Genomic DNA, 18,734 nt, shown 5'->3' on the forward strand with positions numbered 1-18,734 from the left:
TCTAGACCTGTCTTCCGCACATGGGGTTTCGATGTGTTGACCGGCCTGGTTTCTGATCAAGGTGGCTGGGTCGGGTCGACACCGAGGATGTCGAGGAGGTGCTGGTGCAGAGCCGAGGGGCGGGGGATGTAGGCGACCTGGTCGCTTTGGGCGGGCACGAGGCGCAGCCTGCTCAGCGTGCCGAAGACGAGTGCTCCGGTGGGGCGGGCGGGACGGCCGGCGTAGAGGCCGGGGATCTTCCCGTCGGGGCCGGCGCCGAGCCGGGCTTGGCGCTCGACCAGGCAGAAGATGAGCAGGGCCAGGCAGATCACGTGGATGAGGGCGTGGATCCGCTGGTTGGAGTGCAGGAACATCGGCGTGACCGCGAGCGGGCCCTTGAACGTGCCGTAGCGCCGTTCGGAGACCTCCTGGCCCTTGTAACGGGCGAGGACCTCGGCGGGACCGATCTCGGGGTCCAGGTTGGTCAGCAGGGCGTACCAGCCGTCGATGGTGGCCTCGGCGTCCAGGGCGGCCTGGTCGAAGTGCCAGGCCAGGGCCGGTTTCCCGGTGTCCGGGTCGACGCTGGTGGCCGCGACGAGGTAGCGGGAGACACGGTGCTTCGTCGCGAGGAGGGTCAGGCGGGCCTGCACCGCCGCCTCGGTGCGGTAGAGGTGGTGGCTGCCGGCGGCGCGGGCGAGGGTGTCGAGGTCGTCGCGGGCGCGGGCGAGCTTGAGCGCGCGGGCGGCCTGCGCGGCCTGCGCGTTCGCGGACGACCAGACGAACACCGTGCGCACGGTGACCGGCGGGTCCTTCTTGCGGGGCCCGCGCAGGGTGGTCACGCCCTCGCGGGCGCGGTAGGCCGCCCGCTCGTGGATCGGCTTGTCGCGGTCCCGGGCCGCGACGTGGTCGATGATCGTGGCGGTGGCCCAGTCCTGGCTGGCCAGGACGTCCGCGGGCACGACCGCCTTCGGCGCCGGCGCGAGGAACGTGACTCCGGGCGTGGACGTCAGCGCGGTCAGGTTGCCGTAGGAGACGAGCTTCGTGTCCCCGACCAGCAGGAAGCGCCTGGGGCCGGCGAGCTGGGTCAGCGCGCGCATCGCGCCGGTGACCTGGGAGACCTCGCCAGCGCCGCCGTCGTAGGCGCGGTGCACCAGCGGGATCCCGCCGTCACCGGTGGTCGCCAGGCCGGTCTGGACCTGCTTGAGGTCGGGCCGGCGGTCCTTGGGACGGCCGTACTTCGGGGTCGCGTAGTCCTCGTCGACCTCGGGGTAGGCACCGTGCAGCGAGATCGACGTCATGTCCCAGTGGACGCGGGAGACGTCGAGGCCGAACGCGGCGATCGCCGCGGCGCCGACCGAGCCGACGACGGCCTCGCAGACCGGGGCGAGCGCGTCAAGCGCCCGACCGACCCGGTCGTCGTTCAGAACGTCCGGCGCGACGCCGAACACCTCCTCGACCGCCCACTCCCGGGCCCACGTCGCGACGTGCAGCAGCGGGGTCGGCGAGGTCAGCCGGTTGGCGACCAGCGCGGCGATGACCTCGCCGTGGGTGGCCCGGTTGACCTTGTCGCGGATCGGGGCGAGCCGATCGATCGTGTCCACGAGGCCGAGGCGGTCCAGGTAGTCGCGCACGACGGGGAGCGCGCCGAGCGGCTTCTCGACGCTCGGCGGCCCGTAGTCCCTGGCGACCGACACAGCCACGAACAGTCCCAGACCCGTCACTACGGATCGCGATCATCCCGACGTGGTCCGAACAAGGGATCAAGCAACTGTCTCACCGCACGGACGTGCGGAAGACAGGTCTAGAGGGCCAAAGGGCGTGCGAAAATGATCTTCCTTCGCACGCCCGGCGGCCGTTGTCCCCAGGATCACTACAGGGGAGCTGGCGCGCCGTGATGCTCCGGTCCGGGGGCAGCCAGATCGGGGGTGTAGACGGTCAGTTCGCCGGTGCGCCGCCCTTTTGCCGCATACATGGCCAGGTCGGCGCGGTGGAGCAGGGTTTCGGCGGTGACCTGTTCACGGGCCGGGTCGACGACGACGAGGCCGGTGCTCGCGGCGACGGCGTGGGTGGTGCCCGCGAGGCGGATCGGAGCCCGCACCGATGCGAGGAGGCGGCGGCCGACTGTCTCGGGGTCCTCGGCGGTGGAGGTCAGGAGGATCGCGAACTCGTCGCCACCAAGGCGGGCGACGGTGTCTGACCCGCGTACGCAGCTGGTGAGTCGGCGACCTGTGACGCGTAGCAGGTCGTCGCCGGCCGTGTGACCGAACACGTCGTTGACCTGCTTGAAGTGGTCGAGATCGCAGAACAGCACAGCCAGACGCCCGGTGGGCTGGTCACGGCGGCTGAGGGCCTGGTCAAGCCGGTCGTTGAACAGGGCGCGGTTGGCCAGCCCCGTGAGCGGGTCGTGGAACGCCTGGTGACGTAGCTGGTGGCGGCTCTCCTCGAGCTGGCCGACAAGGCGGATGTTGTCGGCCATCGTCGCCGTCTGCCGCACCGCCGCGAGTAGCAGCAGGGCGAGCAGGACCCAGATCTCCTCCTGGCGGGCGATGTCCTCCCCGGCGATCTCGATCAGTGTGACGGCGGCGGCCGCACCCAATGGCAGGTAAGGCAGGAGGGCGTGCCACCAGCGGCGACGCGGCGCGACATATAGCCGGTCCGCATCGGGACCAGTCGGCAGCGGCGGTCGTAGAGGCCCATCGGGAGACAACGCCGCGAGTCCGATGAGCAAAGGACCAGCGACCAGAGGCAGGTCGACCAACCGTGGGAGGTCACGCAGACCGCGCACGACAGCGGACAGGTACCACATGAGCGATGCCGCCTGGGTCAGCAGGCCGACCATCAGCAGTACCAGGCCGAGACCGGCGCGTGGCTGACGAAAGGTCGCGACCAGGATCACGACAACCGTGAGGACCAGACTGACCGCGGTGATAATGATCAGATAGAGGGTTCCGGCAGCCAGCGGCCCTCTTCGTTCGATCACGTCTTCGAGCACGGCGACCCAGGCCAGCAGTCCGACCGCCCCGACCACGATCACACTGTCGAGAATGGTGATCACATACCACCGGCGGTCCCGGCCACGCTCGGGGCCGTGCGAGGACAGGTCGAACGGGTCCGACGGATAGAGCAGCACCCCCGCCAGCCCGAACGCGCATGGAACCAGGAAGAACAGCGACGCCGCCGTCAGCCGCGCCGCCGGCGCTCCCCCCGCGGCCACGTCCCGGAACAACGCGACCGCCCCGGCGGCGACCGCCAGCACCATCACCGCCACCAGCAGCCGCCACCACCGTTGCGCGCCCCGGCGCCGAAGACCGGTCACCACACAGGTAAGTCCACCCAGCAGCAGGCTGACGATCAGGATCAGGCGGAGCGTGAGCAGCGCCGCCCGACCAGCGGGCACCACAGCGACGATGGCCGCCGCGACGACGACCAGAACCGAGACGGCCGCGGCCCCCCAGAACCAGCGGCTCACACCTGGGCGGCTCGGAGCCGGCCGTGTTTCCTGCCTGGGCGGCGTGGCCACACAGCCCATCGTGTTCACCGCCTCAGACCGCCCCAGCCCGCACCGTCGTCGAACAGCACGGCGCACTGCCCCTGCTACCGCCTACCCTGACCAACGGAAAATACCCAACCAGCTACACATAGCGACAGCGTGGACACGCTGAGGGATCACCTCGGCCCGCACCATCCGCGCCTACGACCAGACGGCTGTCGCCGCCCCGTTACCGTGCCAGCAGGCGGCAGACCGGACGACGCAGGCCACCGTCTCCGGCATGACCGATCGCCTCTGTCGTTCACGACCCTGTGGGGCGCCAGAAGTCGGCGTGGGCCCGTGACCTGTGACGATGCGATGGGACGGCCGTCGGCATGATGGTCAACCATGTCAGCGCGCCTGCGCTAGCGGACGGCGAAACGTCTTCGACCCACATCGGTGAACCGCCGGGCCGAGATCGGTCAGTACTGGCACTCAGTCCGATCTGGAGGCATCGGTGACCAGAACACAGAAGTGGGTGCTCGCGCTCACGTCGACCGCGGCGCTCATGGTGGCCCTCGACCAGCTCGTGGTGTCCACCGCACTCAACTCGATCCGCAACGATCTACACGCCTCGATCGCCACGCTCGAATGGACTGCCAACGCCTACAGCCTCAGCTTCGCGGTCCTGCTCGTCACCGGCGCTGCCCTCGGTGACCGGTTCGGTCGGCGACGCATGTTCGTCGTCGGACTGGCGATCTTCTCGCTCGCGTCCGTGGCCTGCGCGCTGGCGCCGAGCATCGGCATCCTCGTCGCGGCCCGGGCCGTGCAGGGTGCTGGTTCGGCGCTGGTGATGCCGCTGGCCGTCGCGCTGCTGACCGGCGCCTTTCCTCCAGAAAAGCGCGGCGGCGCGCTGGGCATCTTCACCGCGCTGACCGGCCTCGCGGTTGTCGGCGGCCCGCTGGTCGGAGGCGCGGTCACCCAGGGCATCGCATGGCAGTGGATCTTCTGGATCAACGTGCCGATCGGGGCCGTCCTCATCCCGCTCGTGCTTCTGCGCACGAGCGAAAGTCACGGCCCCCGCGTCCGCCCCGACGTGCTCGGCCTCGTCCTCGTCTCGGCCGGAATGTTCGGCCTCGTCTGGGGGCTGGTGCGCGCCGACGCCGCCGGCTGGGGCAGCGCGGAAGTGATGACCGCTCTGGTCGCCGGCGCCGTCATGACGGTCGTGTTCGTCGCCTGGGAGACCCGGGCCCGCGAGCCGATGCTGTCGCTCGGCCTGTTCGCCGATCGTGCCTACACCGGCGGCAACATCGCCATGTTCCTGCACACCGGTGCACTGTTCAGCTCGGTGTTCTTCCTCGCCCAATACCTCCAGATCACCCTGGGCTACAGCCCGCTCGGTGCCGGCCTACGGTTCCTGCCCTGGACGCTTCCGCTGTTCGTCATCGCCCCGGTCGCCGGACGCGTCCTGGACCGGATCGGCAGCCGGCTGCTGCTCACCGTTGGCCTCGTCCTTCAGTTCATCGGTCTAGGCTGGGTGGCGCTCACCATCGCCGACGGACGCTCCTACACCTCCGCGGTTGCCGCCCTCGTAATCGCCGGCTGCGGTGCCAGCATGGCGATCCCGGCCGGCCAGAACGCCGTCATGAACGCCGTGCCACGCGAGGCGATCGGTAAGGCATCCGGCGTCTACAACACCGCCCGCCAGCTCGGCGGCGCATTCGGCATCGCCATCCTCGCCGCGGTCTTCGCAGCCAAGGGCGACTACTCCAGTCCTGACGCCTTCCGTGACGGCGTCGGGCCCGCCCTGGGCGTTGCCGCCGGGATGTCAGCACTCGGCGCGATCGCCGGTGCCCTGATGCGGCAACGCACCACCGACGTCGCCACGGCCGTACCCGCGCCGGTCGCCGCCGACGCCCCCGCCCGCTGAACACCGAGACCGTTGCTCGACACCGACCGCATCCGACGACCACCACATGACATGGAGACGATCATGACTTCCCATCCCATCCCGGCCGCCAGTACCGACGACACTTCACCAGCTCACAAGGCGGCCGCACTGCGCGCCCTGCACGTGCCCGGTGATCCGCTCGTGGTGCCCAACGCCTGGGACGCGGTCTCGGCCACGATGGTCATCGACGCCGGCTTTCCGGTCATCGCCACCAGCAGTGCGGCGACAGCGGCGATACTCGGCTACGCCGACGGCGAGGCCACACCGGTGGAAGAAGTGCTCGCAGCGACTGCGCGGATCGTGCGTGTCGTCAGCCTCCCGGTGACCGTCGACTTCGAACGCGGCTACGGACTACCCGCCCACGAGCTGGTCGAGCGACTCAGCACCACCGGCGCCGTCGGACTGAACCTGGAGGACTCCAACCCGGCGACCGGCGAGATGATCGATCCCGCCGAGCAGGCAGACTTCCTCGCCTCCGTGCGGGAAGCCGCGGTATCGCTCGGCGTGGACCTGGTCATCAACGCGCGCACCGACTCCTTCCTGCGCCGAGCCGGATCACCGACAGAGCAGCTCGAGGGCACGATCGAGCGCGGGACGCGCTACCTCGCCGCCGGCGCGGACTGCGTCTACCCGATCGGCCTCGGCGACTACGCCGTCATCCGCCAGGTCACCGACGGCATCGCCGGCCCGATCAACATCGGCTACGGACGGCGAGGCGAGCGCCCCCTGGCCGAGCTCGCGGCGCTCGGCGTCGCCCGCATCAGCTTCGGCCCCAGCCTGCAACGACAGCTCTACAACAAGTTCGCGTCGGCCCTGTTCACGGCACTGGCCGACGACCAGAACCCGTTCGTGCTGTGACCCCACCCGCCCGAACACTCGACAGAGCAGGGACCCGGTGGGTTTTCTGAAAGAAAAGGTCGCTGCCGTGTACGACGAACGGGACGAGGGCATCATGCCGGCTCTGCGTTTGCTTGCTCCTGGACTCGGCATAACAGAAAGAATCAGCAAACCAACACGCAGCGAATACCCGCAGCGAACGGGCACCTGCTTGTCCTCTACCTCGTGGCCGCTGGCATGGTCTCTTGCCGTCCCAGCGATGAAACTAGGCCGCGAGGGACGTCTAACTTAGGTGGACGTACCAGGGATCGACGACGCGCGTGGGGGAGATCAGGCGGCGTTCTCGCGGCTGGCTGAGCCGTTCCGGCCTGAACTGCAGGTGCACTGCTACCGGATGCTCGGGTCGGTCGAGGACGCTGAGGATGCGGTGCAGGAGACGTATCTGCGTGCCTGGTCGCGGCTGGACACCTACGCGGGCCGTGCGTCGTTCCGGGCCTGGCTGTACGGCATCGCCACGCACGCCTGTCTGGACGCTCTGCGCCGGCGCAAGGCGCGGGTGTGGCCGCCTGACCTGGTCGCACCGGGAGACCCGAGACGAGAGCCGACGCCGCCGGTCGAGCTGCCCTGGCTGCAGCCATACCCGGACCGGCTGTTGGACGCGCCGGCCCCGGTCGAGGACGAGCCGGAGGCGCTGGTCACCTCGAAAGAGACCATCGAGCTAGCGTTCTTGGCCGCGATCCAGCGGCTGCCGGCCCGTCAACGCGCCGTGTTGATTCTGCGCGACGTGCTCGAGTGGCCGGCACGCGAAACCGCGACTTCGCTCGGCATGACCCAGACCGCGGTGAACAGTGCGCTGCAACGGGCGCACAGCACCCTCGCGCAGCATCTCGTCGTCGACCGGAACGAGTGGTCCTCGGACTCGACCGAAACCGAGAAGGCACTGCTGAAACAACTGATCGACGCGTGGGAGCGGTCGGACGCGGCTGCGCTGGTGGCGCTGCTGCGCAGTGACGCGCGGCTGGTCATGCCGCCGCGACTGTCCTGGTTCTCCGGCCGCGACGACGTCGAGGAGTTCTTCCAAGGACACGTCTTCGGGAAGATGGGGGGCCAGTGGGCGCTGTTGCCCACCGCCGCGAACAGGCAGCCCGCGTTCGCGCTGTACTGCCGCGCCCCTGGCCGGCACACGCACGACGCGTTCGGGATTGGTGCTCTCCAGATCGTGGACGGCGCGATCACGGAGATCGCCATGTTCACTGACCCGGGCCTGTTCGGCCGGTTCGCGCTCCCGGCCCACCTGTGATGGACGACGACGAGAGGTTCTCGCTCGAGGACTTCCCGTGCCCAGCAGGGTTCCGGGTCCGGAGCCTGCACCTTGAGCCGCACGATGCGATGGACTGGCAAGCAGACTGGGCCGAGGCGCTCGTCGTCGTAGAGCAGGGCGAGATGGAGATCGAATGCGCCTCCGGGGCACGGGCGCGCTTCGACGCGGGGGCCGTCTTGACGTTCGACGGGCTAAGTCTGCGGCGTCTGCACAACTGTGGCGAGACCCGAGTCGTCGTCACTTTGCTGTCCCGCCAGATCACACCCTGAGCTCGACCCCGGACCACGCTGGATGGCTGTTTCGCGGCGGGACGCATGTCTGGCTCTGATGGCTGTGCTGCATTCCTCACGGTGGAACGTCGTGTCGCACCGATGCTGGGTACATCAGCCGGCGCGCCGGCCGAAGAGCGCGAGCAGACGCTGGGTGTCACTGGCACCCGACGGCGACGCTAGGCGTGCGCCGAATAGTCCGCCGCGGTCGATCTCGCTCAGCACAATCGGAGCGAGGCGGACGAGCGCGCGGACGTGATCGGCGGGGAGGCGAGGAGTCGCTCCGACCGCGGTGTCGATGTCCCAGGCGTGGACTGTCAGTTCGAACGCCCCGGTCAGCGACGTCAGGTCGACGGCCGGCGCGTTGGCCGGCGCGTCGGATACAGCCTGCCGAAGTTCGTTGAGCGACAGTTCGGCGCGGATGCATCCGGTCGTGGTTGTCGGGATTGGCGCCGCACCTGTGATGACCTCGGTCAGTGTGGATGCCGAGTCGGCGACGTGGTGCACGAGCTGGCCGAGTTGCCACTCGCTGCACGGCGTCGGGCGGGTCGGCAGCGTCCGACGGGCGACGTGCAGGCTGGCCGACATCAGGTCGGCGGCGACCAGGAGCAAGGGGCGGGAGTCCACGGGGGCATCCAGGCTCATGCCGGTCGCTGGGGGAGGACGATCGGACGGCCGAACGTCGGGAACAGTTCTGGGTTGAGGAAGACGACGATGCGGGTGATAGCGCCATCGTGCTGTTCGATCAGGTGTATCCCGTGGGCGCGGAAGGAGCCGTCTGGTTCGCCTGCGTACATCGCCAGCGCCGGGTAGCCGTTGGCGGAGGTGAGCAGCGCGGTCCGCCGGTGGGCGAACACGCGTCGGTGGTGATGATCGAGGACAGACGCGCGGCCTTGGAACCAGCGTGCGATGGGGGGCATCTCGTAGGTCACATCAGCGCGGAGCAGGTCAGCCAATAGCTTGGCGTCACCGGCTTCGAAGGCCACCAGATAGCGACGCAGCACCTCGGTGTCCAAGTCGGGGGAAGGGACCACTCGATCTTGGTCAGGTAGATCGCTGGCGATGGTCGAGCGGGCACGTTGCAACAGGCTGCGCACTGCGGTAACCGAGATGTCGAGAAGGTCAGCGACCTCGGCCGGGCTGAACGCGGCGACGTCGACCAGCAGCAACACGGCGCGCTGGCGAGCCGGCAGGACCTGATAGGCGGCGATCAATGCCAGTCGTGTGCTGTCGCGGAGTGCGACGATCGCGGCCGGGTCGTCGGCCTCGTGGAGCAGGTCGGCCGTCGGTGCGGGCTGCAACCACGGGGTTGCGTCGAGCTTGGACAGGTCGGGGTGCTCGGAGTCGGTGGGCCCGCCAAGCCCGGACGGCAGGATTCGGCGATCGGCGCTGGCCAGAGCGGTCAGGCAGGCATTGGTGGCGATGCGGTGTAGCCAGGTCCGCAGCGACGAGCGTCCGTCGAAGCGGTCGTAGCCGCGCCACGCCCGCATCAGCGTTTCTTGAACGAGGTCCTCGGCATCCTGGTACGAGCCGAGCATGCGGTAGCAGTGCGCGAGCAGTTCCCGTCGGTAGGGATCTGCCATCTCGGCGAACTCGGTGACGGCGGCGCCGCTGTCACTCGACACTGTGCACCTCCACGCGCGCGAAACATTCTCTGGGCTCGCGGGCTGGGGCCGTGAGCGCTGAGAGATCGGTCGGCCGACCGATCATTGAGTATTGACTCCTCGAACAGGCCGGATTCACCGGTGGCGACTTTGGCGTTTCGTGAAGTCGCGGCAGGTTTCAGGTCGGGACGGCCCTGGCACGATTGTCTCGCATCAGGGCCGTCCCGGAGCTGACGCGGGGACCGATACACGAGCGCCGGACCTCGCTAGAGGTCCTACCGGCCGTCTAGTGATCCCTGTGGAACTGAGAGCGGAGCCGGGTCACGACTGGGGCGATTCCCGCGCGATCGACTCGGCGATGCGCTCGATCCTTGCCAGCCGCCGGTCCCAGTCATCCGCCGGCGAGCTCACGAGAGCCTCCATCGAGGCGGGCCCTGCGGGGACGACTCAACCGGTCCGCCCTGATCAGGCTCACCCGGTGTCGTTGCCCTCACGCGGGACTCAGCGACGCCGCGAGGAGAGCGGCGTTGGCCCGCTCGAGTTCCTTGACCGCGCCCACGCGCCAGCCCTCGGCCATCGGCTCGGTCATCGGGTCGGGGAAGATCTCCTCCTCGCCGTTGTCGACGCCGTCGAAGATCGCCCGAGCCACCGCGTCAGGCGTCGCCTTCGGGATGGGCAGGTCGCGCGTCATGTCGGTGTCTACCGGACCAGCGAGAACGGCGTGGACGGCTACCCCATCGCTGGACAGTAGAGCGCGCAGCGCCTGCGTCAGGGAGAACGCGGCCGCCTTGGACACGGAGTAGGCCGGAATGACCGGCAGCGCAGCCAGGGCGGCCACCGACAGCACGTTGACGATCGAGCCCCGCGAGAGCTTCAGTGCCGGCAGGAAGGCCTGAGTCACCCGGTAGGTGCCGAACAGGTTCACCGCGAGGTGCTGCTCGAGGACGCCGGCGTCGCCGAGGTCGTCGTACAGCGCCAGTCCGGCGTTGTTGACGAGGATGTCGAGGGAGCCGATGCGCTCAGCGGCGGCACGGACCTGGTCGGCATCGGTCACGTCGATGGTCACTGGCACGACCCTGCCATCGGCATGGGTCAAGGTCTGCCGAGTGCCGGCGTACACGCGCCGCGCTCCTCGGCGCAAAGCGTCCTCGACCAACGCCTGCCCGATGCCACGGTTGGCACCGGTAATCAACACTGTCTTGTCTTCGAACGACATTCCCTGCTCCTTGTCGGTAGTGCTGGTTGTCGACCACCGGGCGGTGTCGAAAGAATCGAGTGGTGGCCCACGACATCGGGGACTGGTGCGGGCCGCCGGTGCCGTCGTGGCGCCGTGTCCGTGGACTCCTGCGGCTGAGAAGTGGGCGGACGAGCCGGTCAGCCGTTGGCCAGGAGAGCAGCGGGTTCGGCGATGAGTGACGATGCCGCCGGCTCGGTGGAGCGGCGGGTCACCAGCAGTCCGATCGGCACGCCGAGCACAGCGATCGCGGTGCAGGCCAGAGCGCCCAGTGGAAGCCGCCGGCGAGAGTCTCGGCGAGCGGTTCGGGGCGAGCGGCAAGGGTGGCGGTGTGGGCCACCGACGGGCTGTTGTCATTGCTGTCCTCGCTATGCCTGCCGGTCAGGGTCACTGGTGTGACGCACCGCAGGGCTGCGAGTCATCGATCGACGGCAATCTCCTGCCGCGGCGGCCGCCCTCCTTGTCTTGGTGGACGGCGACGCCCGCGATGCCGAGCAAGTCGCGGCCGGTGGGGACCTGGCGCAGGACGAGCAGTCCGATGGCGTCAAGGTCGCCGACTCGAGGACGCGACGGTGCAGCTGGTCGTCCAGTCGGATCAGCGCGGCGAGCACCGCGCGGTCTGCCCAGTCCCACCGTGGCTTGGGCTGGGCGCGGCCGTAGCACTGCGATCTCGTGTCGGAGCACGAGTAGCTCGATGTCCTTCTGCCGATGCTCGGTAGGTCCGCCTCCGCGGAGGTCCCACCACGGATCGACAAATACAGGCTGCTCCCTCCCCGAAACCGTTTGCGCAACGAGAGGTTGCGTTAGTGGGGCGCGCCGGATACGTTGACGTGCAACCACCGGTTGCGTTGAGGCCAGGAGGATCACATGGAGTACGGGAGCATCGAGCGGGAGCTCCACATTGACGCCACCCCCGAGGTGGTCTACGAGGTGATCAGCTCTCCCGAGCACGTGCGCGAGTGGTGGACCGACGACGCCGAGCTCGACCCGGTCCCCGGGGCCACCGGCGCGTTCACCTTCGGCGACCCGACGGTACCCGGCGCGAAGATTGTGCCGCTCACCGTCTTGGAGGCTGACCCGCCCCGCCGGTTCGCGTTCCGCTGGGCGTACGACGAGGGCCCGGCCACCGAGACGAACTCTTTCCTGGTGACCTTCGACCTCGTTCCGTCAGGCGACGGCACGCTGGTGCGCTTTAAGGAGACCGGCTTCCGCGAGCGCGGGTGGGAGGCGGCCGTGCTGGAGGAGGCCTACCTCGACCACGTCCGCGGCTGGGACCAGTTCCTCCCGCGCCTCGTCACGTATGCCAACAGGCTGGACGCGCGGCCGTGAGCACCACGATCGATGACGACCTCTGGTCCGCGGTCGGCGACCCGACCCGCCGACGGATGCTCGACCTGCTCCTCGCCGACGGAGGCGGTACGGCGACCACGCTCAGCAAGCAGCTGCCCGTCACCCGGCAGGCGGTCGCCAAGCACCTCGGTGTGCTGGACCGCGTCGGCCTGGTGCACGTGACGCCGGCGGGGCGCGAGCGCCGCTACGAGGTGGACGAGGCCCAGCTCGCCCGTGCGGTCGCCCAGCTGTCCGCGGTCGGCGCGACCTGGGACGCCCGGCTGCAGCGGATCAAGCGGATCGCCGAGCGGATCCAGCGCGGCAAGCAGGGCTGACCGCACCTGCACACCCACGATTCGCCGCCCCGTCCGTGGCGGCGGCGAACGACCGCGCCCTGAAGCGGGAGCGCACACCCGGAAACCGAGGAAGAGGAAACGGGACGGTGCACCGATCCGTAGTAACCGGCGGCCGGGGCGGCCCCGCCGAAGGGCGTGTCTCCTTGTCCCACTGCTTCACAGAAGTGGCCACCGACCTGATGAGCATGACGGCGCAGCTCGAGACCAGCGAACGCCGCCCGGCCCCCCGCGACGTGCGCATCGCCTACCCCACTAAGAGGAACGAAATGCCCGTGTAGATCACCCGGTGGTCGCCCACCCGGATCCGCCAGTACCCGGGCCGGGCCGCATCTGGAGGCAGCCCACCGGCCGCTGCGTGTGCTCCGGAGCCGCGACCGCGCGCAGAACCCGGGCCCTGGACGTCAAGGGGCAGCTTCCCGAGGGCACGTTGCACGTTCCCGAGGGCACGCTGCACGGGCGGCGCGAAGCGGGCGGCGTAGGACGGCACGTCACGCCGCCCCCAGTGGGCGAGGGCTGCGGCGGCGAACGTCCGGATATGCCGGTAATGTGCGCGCCACGTTGACGCACGTCGAAGCCTTGCGGCCGAGACGGAACGCGGATCCGGCGCGGGGGGTCGCGGCGGCTGCCGCGACCCGGCCCGAGGCTCGGTGCGTCCCCACAGCGAGGGGGCTGGGAAACCGTGGCCGAGAATGTTCACCTGGAAAAGGGGCCGGAAGCTGGCGTTCCGGCGTCTGGGAGCGGTCCCGGTGAGCCAGCGGTCGACGCGACGGCGGACCGCGCGCCGACGGTTGAGGCGCAGGCTGACGACGCGACGGCGGTAGCCGCGCTGGCTGACGGCGCAGCGGCTGGCGCCACGCCTGTCAACGCCGCGCCCACCGACGAGGTGCCGGCCACCGATGTGGCTACTGCCGATGTGCCACCGACGGGGGCGGTGCCGGCGGGCCCTGCCCGCTGGTCGGCGCCCGCGCCCGGCGATCCGGCCATGGCCCGTCCACCGCACCCGACCACCCCCTGGGCGGTCCCCGTTCCGCCGGCCGCGCCCGCGCCGGCCCCCGGCCCCGCGGTGTCGCCCGTTCCGGGGCACTTGCCCATGCCCGGCGGCGCCGGCGGTCCGTGGAGGCCGGCGTGGGGCCGGACACCGCCCATGGGCCCGCCCTCACCGGGCACCGGCGGCTGGTACCTCAACCCGGCGAGCGGCCAGCCGACCTGGCGCCCCGCGGCGCCGGCGCCGGTGCCGACGAGACGGCGGTCGACGAAACTCGTCGCGGCAGTCGTCGTGGGCTCGGTCGTGGGACTGGCGGTCCTGGCGTTCGCGGCGACGACCATCGTGGGGCTCGTTGCCGGGGACGACGCCGAAAAGGAGCCCGTGGCGGCCCCGGCGCCGGTCGCCACCGCCGCGGTGACCCCGTCACCGACCCCACTGCGCAACGCCCGCCTCACGCAGTACGACTACGAACGCGGCAAGTGCTACTTCTGGCCCTTCGTGAATGACCCGACCCCGGACGTTGACGAGGTCCCCTGCTCCGAGCCCCACCTGTTCGAGTCCGTCGCCGACGAGCCCATCGACCTCTCGGCCGACTTCTCGACCATCGCGCCTTACCCTTCCGTGTCGGACTGGTGGGCGATCTCCGCCCGACTCTGCCAGCAGACGGTCGAGGCCTACCTCGGCCACTCGATCGACCCGCATGGCCGGATCAAGATCGAGCCGATCATCCCGGTTCTGGAGGGCTGGGTCCTCGGCGAGCGGGAGATGACCTGTGGCGTCCGGGTCTCCAGCTCGCATCCGCGCGACCCCGTCAGCTATGTGTCCACTGGCTCGGCGAAGGACCTCGACCAGTCGCGGGTCTGGGAGCCGGGGGTCTGCCTGAACGCGGAGGGGATCCCCTTGCTCTGCGAGTACGAGCACGTCTATGTCGCGGTTGGTGATGTCGTGCTGCCCGGCGTCCCGGGCTCGGCGCCACCGTCCGACGAGCAGCAGGGGGAACTGATCGAGACGTCCTGTGCCGAACGGGCGCGGGAGTTCTTCGGTCCGTCGTTCCAGGAGTTGGAGCTGGAGAACCTCGGTGTCATGTGGTACCCGATCACGCGGGACGGCTGGGAGTTCGGCAACCGGACGATCAGCTGCCTGATCGGCTACGTCAACGCCGACGGCACCCCACGCGTCACTACCGGCGACCCGCGCAGGGGCCGCCCGGCCTGACAGCAGGAGGTCGGGTGGCGATGCTGAGCTGACACCACGATCGTTGTCATCGTTCCGGCCCGCGAGACCTGGTCACAGGCTGAGCCAGCGTTACGAGTTCACCGCTTCGGAGGTCATCGCCTTGCTACAACTCTGGCGGTAATAAAAGCTACTGGTCGGCGCGGGGCACCCCACCTGAATAGGAAATCATGCTTTCGGCTGTTTGCTCAGTCTGACCAGCGGAGGTCCTCTTCGAGGGCGCAGATGGTGTCGTAGATGGTGGTGGAGGGCCAGGGAGGTATGTCGGGGCGCTGCCAGGTGAGATGCACCCGGGCCCAGCCACCACCTGCCAGCATGATGATGATGTCGTCTTTGGTCTCTGATCGGGCAACGACCTCGAAGGCCTGCCGGTGCAGAGGATGGCCAGTGGCCACCTCCTTGCGAAGCTCGGTCGCCAGAGCTTCACGCTGCCGATGTTCGGCAGGTCCGCCTCCACGGAGGTCCGACCACGGATCGACAAATACGGGCTGCACGCGTTCTCTCTCGACGAGACCGATGAGGCCGGAGCCTCAGCCGTTCTTGCCGCGGCGGCGTTTCTCGTGGCTGACCAGGACGTCCAGGCTGGAGTCGTCGGTGACTGGGTCGGGTGTCTGGGCGCGGCGCTGGGAGCTCGATGCCGAGCGGTTGCGGGCGGGAGCGGGAGCGGCCAGCGCCGGCGACGGGGCTGGCGGCGCGACGGCGGGGTAGGCCGGCGTGCGGACACCGGGCGGGAAGGCGTCGGCCAGAGACGGTTTGTTCAAGCCAGAGCGGCGGCGCTGCCCGGAGCGGTAGTCCTGGCGCCGGATCGGCGTGGTGGCCGGGTCGATCGGCTGGGAGGCCTCGGTGCCGGACCTGGTGCTTTTGGCACGGCCACCGGCGGGTCGTCCGGCGGCCGGGTCGGCCGTGGAGGCCGCTGTGGCCGACCCGGCGGTGGCCCGCCTGCCGGTGCGCGAGCGGGAGCCGGCTTCGGAGGCCAGGGCCGCGGTGCCGCCCGAGCGGGAAGGCTGGTTGAACCAGTCGAAGGACGAGCCGCGGCCGCGTAGCGCCGTGTTCTCCGCCTGCACGATCACGAGCAGCGCGGTGGCGAAGGACGCACGGGTCCGGGCCTCCGCCAACTGGCGTTCCAGCTCGGCGACGTAGGCCGGGTCGATCGGCGCGGCCTTGGGCTCAGGGGCGGGGGCGGGAGCGGGGGCGGGAGCGCCGTCGGGGTCGACGGTCGTCTCGAACGCCTGCGCGTGCAGCTCACGGAGGACCGGGAGCTCGGCCGTCAGCGCCGGGTCGGCCTCGGCGAAAAGCAGGTTGACGTAGATCTCGACGACTCGCCATTCGATGGCCTTCTCGCCGCGGAACTGACGGCTCAGATCCCGGGTCCGGGAACGGTGGATCTTGGGGGGTCCCTGATCTGGCCAGAGCTGCCGGGCAACCATGTCGTAGCTGACCCGATAGGGGTTGTTGAGTTCGTTCAGGCGGGTCAGGAGGATTTTCTGGGATCCATCCTTCAGATCTGGGCGTGGCCCTTTGGGGCGTGCTCCCACGAGGCTCACCCACACACCGTCCGCGCGGCGACTGGGAAGCTCGCTGAAGGATGGGTTCGCGGCACTGCGCAGGTCCTTTCTCCGGTCCCCTCGCACGCGCGCCGCCAGCGCGTCGGGCGGGGGGATGGGCCTACCGGCGGGTTCCCCGACCCCCCGCCCCGGTAGCTGCGGATAATACGGCCCGAGTGCCGCGGATGCGGGGATGTCGGGCGTCTGACCACCGGCTTCGTTGCGCCGGCAACGATCAGAGGCGACGGCGTGCGGAGCACTCGGACCAACCGGTCCGGTCCGGTTCGGGTCAGTCCACCCCGGACGATGTAGATCGGGTCTCGCAAGCCCATAGCTCCGCACGCGCTCCCTCGTCATCTTTCCCCTTTGCCTGCCCGCCTGGCGCGCCACGAACGACCGCGGAACGCTGCATCGCCAGAAAACTCGGTGGCCTGATGCGCGGCAAGGTCGCACGACCAGGACTTCGGGACAACATCGTGGCGCCCTCCGCGCAGGCTTCGGACGCCGACGGTCGCAAGGCGCTGTCGCAAGGCGCTCGAAATATCGAACCGGTCCGTAGGATTCTGTCGCCGCGGGTTGAAGCAGGTTCTCGAATCCGACTTCGGGCGAGGTGACTGTCCCGGTCCGCGGTGAGAGCCGCCGGCTGTGCCCGGCCATCGGTCAGCGGTCATCGTTTCGCGCCGTCGGACGTGGCGGATGCCACATGACGATCTAGGTCCGCCGCACCTTGAGCGGGGCGCCGCTCACCATCATCGCCGACGTGCCCGGTGCGCCGTCGGATCTGGCGGGCCGGTCTCGCCCGCTTCCCGCCCCGCCCGTCTCAATTGGCTGTCTCATCCAGCCTCGTGGGTGCCGGAACTCGGCCATCAGGGATGACCTGCGGTTTTACGCGGCCGTGTCGCATCTGTCGACCAGACCGCCGAGGACGTACGGCCCATGATCCGGTCGGTCGTGGTGTCGGCGCCCGGGTGGTCTGGGCGAGACGGCTGGACGTGGAGGGCGCGGTGTGGCGTCGTCCTGAGCGGTGCCGCGGTAGTCGGCCAGCACGATGCGCGGGTGCCGTTCGCCGAAGATCAGTATGCGGTCGGTTCCTCGGCGCGGATGGTGCGGACGAACCTCTCCGCGGGGGGGCGCCTGCCTGAGGAAATCGGGTAGGACCCTGACGTCGGTGATGCCCGCACTGGAGACGACGCGTCGAACGAGACGGTGAAACGCCCGGCGCGACCGTGTATCAGGAACCGGAACCCGGTTGCCCAGCCGGCGAAATCCATGAGGAGGTCACGGATCCGCTGGGTGGTCCACATTCCGTCTGGGTGGGCGATGACTCCGACTGTGAGCGGCCGAGGCCGCCTGTCACAGCCGTCGTCCCACCCCTCCGCTTTAGGCTGCGGGGTATCGGGATATCGGGGGTGTTCGGATCAGGGCTTGCGGGCGACGCCGCCGTACAGCCACTCAGTGCGTGGGCTCTCGTCGTCGCCAGGGTGCCACTGCCAGGGCCGGACGAGGCCGGGCTCGACGAGATCCAGGTCGTCGAAGAAACTCGCGATCGTGGCCCGTGGCCGGAACGTCATGGGCGAGGTGGCGTTGCGATATGCCGCCTCCGTGCGGGCCACGCCCTCGGCCGGGGGCCCGTCCGTCGTCAGGTGAGACAGGACCAGATAGGAGCCCGAGGGGACCGCGTCCAGGAACTGGGCGAGCAGACCGGCCGGGTCCTCGGTGTCCTGGATGAAGTGAAACAGGGCTACCAGGAGCACGGCGACGGGCCGGGAGAAGTCGAGCAGCGCGGTCGCGTCCGGATGCGTCAGGATTCCCGCCGGATCCCGCGCATCCGCGGTGATGATCTTTGTGGTGTGGTCGCTGGCCAGCAGCGCGCGCCCGTGAGCCAGCACGATCGGGTCGTTGTCGACGTAGACCACGTGCGGCGCGGGGATGACCTGCTTGGCGATCTCGTGAACGTTACCCTGAGTGGGTAGCCCGGTACCGATGTCGAGGAACTGGTCGATGCCCGCGCTGGCAAGCCACCGGGTCGCCCGCTGCAGGAACCGGCGGTTCTCCCAGACGACGTCGTAGGTCACCGTCCGGCCGAGCGCGGCGTCGACCTTGGCGGCGGCCTCCCGGTCAACCTCGAAGTTGTCCTTGCCGCCGAGGAAGTAGTCGTACATGCGTGCCGGCGTCGGCTGATCAGTCCGAAGATCCGTGACCTGACTACCCGGCGTGTCGTCGGGTGCCGCGGACGTGAAATCCCAGCTTGTCATCGTTCCGCCAGTCGAGAGCCGGGCCCCGAACGGTCCCGGTGACCGCGGTGGCAGGTGGGGCATGTCGACGATATCGGCAGGCTGTCCGCCGATGGAGTCATCTGCCCGCTCTGGGTGACGCTACTTCGCGACACACAACATCCACCCTGTCGGCCATTGAGACAGGACCACGACGGCCAGAGAGACGGCGGCGCCCTCCGCGGCGCGCGACGCTGACCCACGCGACACGGACCCAGACGACGGCGCGCTCCAGCGGGGCGCTGGAACGCGCCGCCCGGGCTGATTCCGACGCGACGAAGCGTCATGATGATGGCCGAGTGCGCGACGGCCTGCGCGGCTCGCCGCGGGCTCGCCGCCGGCTGACCGCC

15 protein-coding genes are annotated in these 18,734 nt (G+C 69.6%); 7 read left to right on the forward strand and 8 right to left on the reverse strand.

All coding sequences use genetic code 11. The features are described from left to right. Positions 1-56 precede the first annotated feature (56 nt). Together QOZ89_RS29125 and QOZ89_RS29130 are read right to left on the reverse strand one after the other, a co-directional pair. A complete protein-coding gene (locus QOZ89_RS29125; RefSeq protein ID WP_312626674.1) occupies positions 57-1,679 on the reverse strand; it encodes an IS1634 family transposase in 1,623 nt (540 codons plus the stop codon). Positions 1,680-1,849: 170 nt separating this feature from the next. Continuing rightward, entirely contained in the window at positions 1,850-3,448 is a 1,599-nt protein-coding gene (locus QOZ89_RS29130; RefSeq protein WP_312626676.1) for a diguanylate cyclase domain-containing protein, read from the reverse strand. Positions 3,449-3,965: 517 nt separating this feature from the next. On the opposite strand from QOZ89_RS29130, the gene QOZ89_RS29135 reads away from it, so the two are divergent. The 4 genes from QOZ89_RS29135 (at position 3,966) to QOZ89_RS29150 (ending at position 7,826) form a co-directional block, all read left to right on the forward strand. Continuing rightward, complete coding sequence (locus QOZ89_RS29135; protein WP_071048472.1) at positions 3,966-5,378, forward strand: MFS transporter; 1,413 nt, start codon at positions 3,966-3,968, stop codon at positions 5,376-5,378. Between the two features lie 63 nt (positions 5,379-5,441). Next, positions 5,442-6,257 carry an isocitrate lyase/PEP mutase family protein gene (locus QOZ89_RS29140; RefSeq protein WP_071048484.1) on the forward strand — a complete coding sequence of 272 codons (816 nt, stop codon included), beginning with the start codon at positions 5,442-5,444 and terminating at the stop codon, positions 6,255-6,257. 271 nt (positions 6,258-6,528) lie between these two features. Then, entirely contained in the window at positions 6,529-7,536 is a 1,008-nt protein-coding gene (locus tag QOZ89_RS29145) for a sigma-70 family RNA polymerase sigma factor (RefSeq protein ID WP_312626679.1), read from the forward strand. Next, positions 7,536-7,826 (forward strand): hypothetical protein, encoded by a 291-nt coding sequence (locus QOZ89_RS29150; RefSeq protein ID WP_312626681.1) that lies wholly within the window; start codon positions 7,536-7,538, stop codon positions 7,824-7,826. Before QOZ89_RS29145 ends, QOZ89_RS29150 begins: the two co-directional genes overlap by 1 nt. Positions 7,827-7,940: 114 nt before the next feature. On the opposite strand, the gene QOZ89_RS29155 is transcribed toward QOZ89_RS29150, so the two are convergent. The 3 genes from QOZ89_RS29155 to QOZ89_RS29165 form a co-directional block, all read right to left on the reverse strand. Continuing rightward, positions 7,941-8,453 carry a maleylpyruvate isomerase N-terminal domain-containing protein gene (locus QOZ89_RS29155; protein WP_157910481.1) on the reverse strand — a complete coding sequence of 171 codons (513 nt, stop codon included), beginning with the start codon at positions 8,451-8,453 and terminating at the stop codon, positions 7,941-7,943. 14 nt (positions 8,454-8,467) lie between these two features. Continuing rightward, positions 8,468-9,451: an RNA polymerase subunit sigma-70 gene (locus tag QOZ89_RS29160; protein WP_083418521.1), complete on the reverse strand. Its 984-nt coding sequence runs from the start codon at positions 9,449-9,451 to the stop codon at positions 8,468-8,470. Between the two features lie 469 nt (positions 9,452-9,920). After that, positions 9,921-10,646, reverse strand: a complete 726-nt coding sequence (locus QOZ89_RS29165) for an SDR family NAD(P)-dependent oxidoreductase (protein ID WP_071048475.1) — start codon at positions 10,644-10,646, stop codon at positions 9,921-9,923. An 885-nt stretch (positions 10,647-11,531) separates the two neighbouring features. Here QOZ89_RS29165 and QOZ89_RS29170 point away from each other — a divergent pair. From QOZ89_RS29170 to QOZ89_RS29180, 3 genes are all read left to right on the forward strand, one after another. Further along, positions 11,532-11,993 (forward strand): SRPBCC domain-containing protein, encoded by a 462-nt coding sequence (locus QOZ89_RS29170; protein WP_071048477.1) that lies wholly within the window; start codon positions 11,532-11,534, stop codon positions 11,991-11,993. Next, a complete protein-coding gene (locus tag QOZ89_RS29175; RefSeq protein WP_071048478.1) occupies positions 11,990-12,328 on the forward strand; it encodes an ArsR/SmtB family transcription factor in 339 nt (112 codons plus the stop codon). Before QOZ89_RS29170 ends, QOZ89_RS29175 begins: the two co-directional genes overlap by 4 nt. Before the next feature lie 1,165 nt (positions 12,329-13,493). Beyond that, entirely contained in the window at positions 13,494-14,549 is a 1,056-nt protein-coding gene (locus QOZ89_RS29180; RefSeq protein ID WP_071048479.1) for a septum formation family protein, read from the forward strand. A 206-nt stretch (positions 14,550-14,755) separates the two neighbouring features. On the opposite strand, the gene QOZ89_RS29185 is transcribed toward QOZ89_RS29180, so the two are convergent. The 3 genes from QOZ89_RS29185 to QOZ89_RS29195 form a co-directional block, all read right to left on the reverse strand. Further along, positions 14,756-15,061 carry a hypothetical protein gene (locus QOZ89_RS29185; RefSeq protein ID WP_083418523.1) on the reverse strand — a complete coding sequence of 102 codons (306 nt, stop codon included), beginning with the start codon at positions 15,059-15,061 and terminating at the stop codon, positions 14,756-14,758. A gap of 36 nt (positions 15,062-15,097) precedes the next feature. Then, a complete protein-coding gene (locus QOZ89_RS29190) occupies positions 15,098-16,111 on the reverse strand; it encodes a hypothetical protein (protein ID WP_312626687.1) in 1,014 nt (337 codons plus the stop codon). 1,418 nt (positions 16,112-17,529) lie between these two features. Further along, the gene (locus QOZ89_RS29195; RefSeq protein ID WP_083420094.1) at positions 17,530-18,366 is read right to left on the reverse strand and encodes an SAM-dependent methyltransferase; all 837 of its coding nucleotides are present in this window, start codon (positions 18,364-18,366) and stop codon (positions 17,530-17,532) included. Positions 18,367-18,734 lie beyond the last annotated feature (368 nt).

This window comes from Pseudofrankia coriaricola, from assembly GCF_032027725.1.
Taxonomy (GTDB): Bacteria; Actinomycetota; Actinomycetes; order Frankiales; family Frankiaceae; genus Pseudofrankia.

Coding starts and splice junctions, on each gene's coding strand:
- QOZ89_RS29140 (WP_071048484.1), top strand. CDS start 5,442: ATGACTTCCCATCCCATCCCGGCCGCCAGTACCGACGACACTTCACCA.
- QOZ89_RS29150 (WP_312626681.1), top strand. CDS start 7,536: ATGGACGACGACGAGAGGTTCTCGCTCGAGGACTTCCCGTGCCCAGCA.
- QOZ89_RS29165 (WP_071048475.1), bottom strand. CDS start 10,646: ATGTCGTTCGAAGACAAGACAGTGTTGATTACCGGTGCCAACCGTGGC.
- QOZ89_RS29170 (WP_071048477.1), top strand. CDS start 11,532: ATGGAGTACGGGAGCATCGAGCGGGAGCTCCACATTGACGCCACCCCC.
- QOZ89_RS29180 (WP_071048479.1), top strand. CDS start 13,494: ATGGGCCCGCCCTCACCGGGCACCGGCGGCTGGTACCTCAACCCGGCG.
- QOZ89_RS29195 (WP_083420094.1), bottom strand. CDS start 18,366: ATGACAAGCTGGGATTTCACGTCCGCGGCACCCGACGACACGCCGGGT.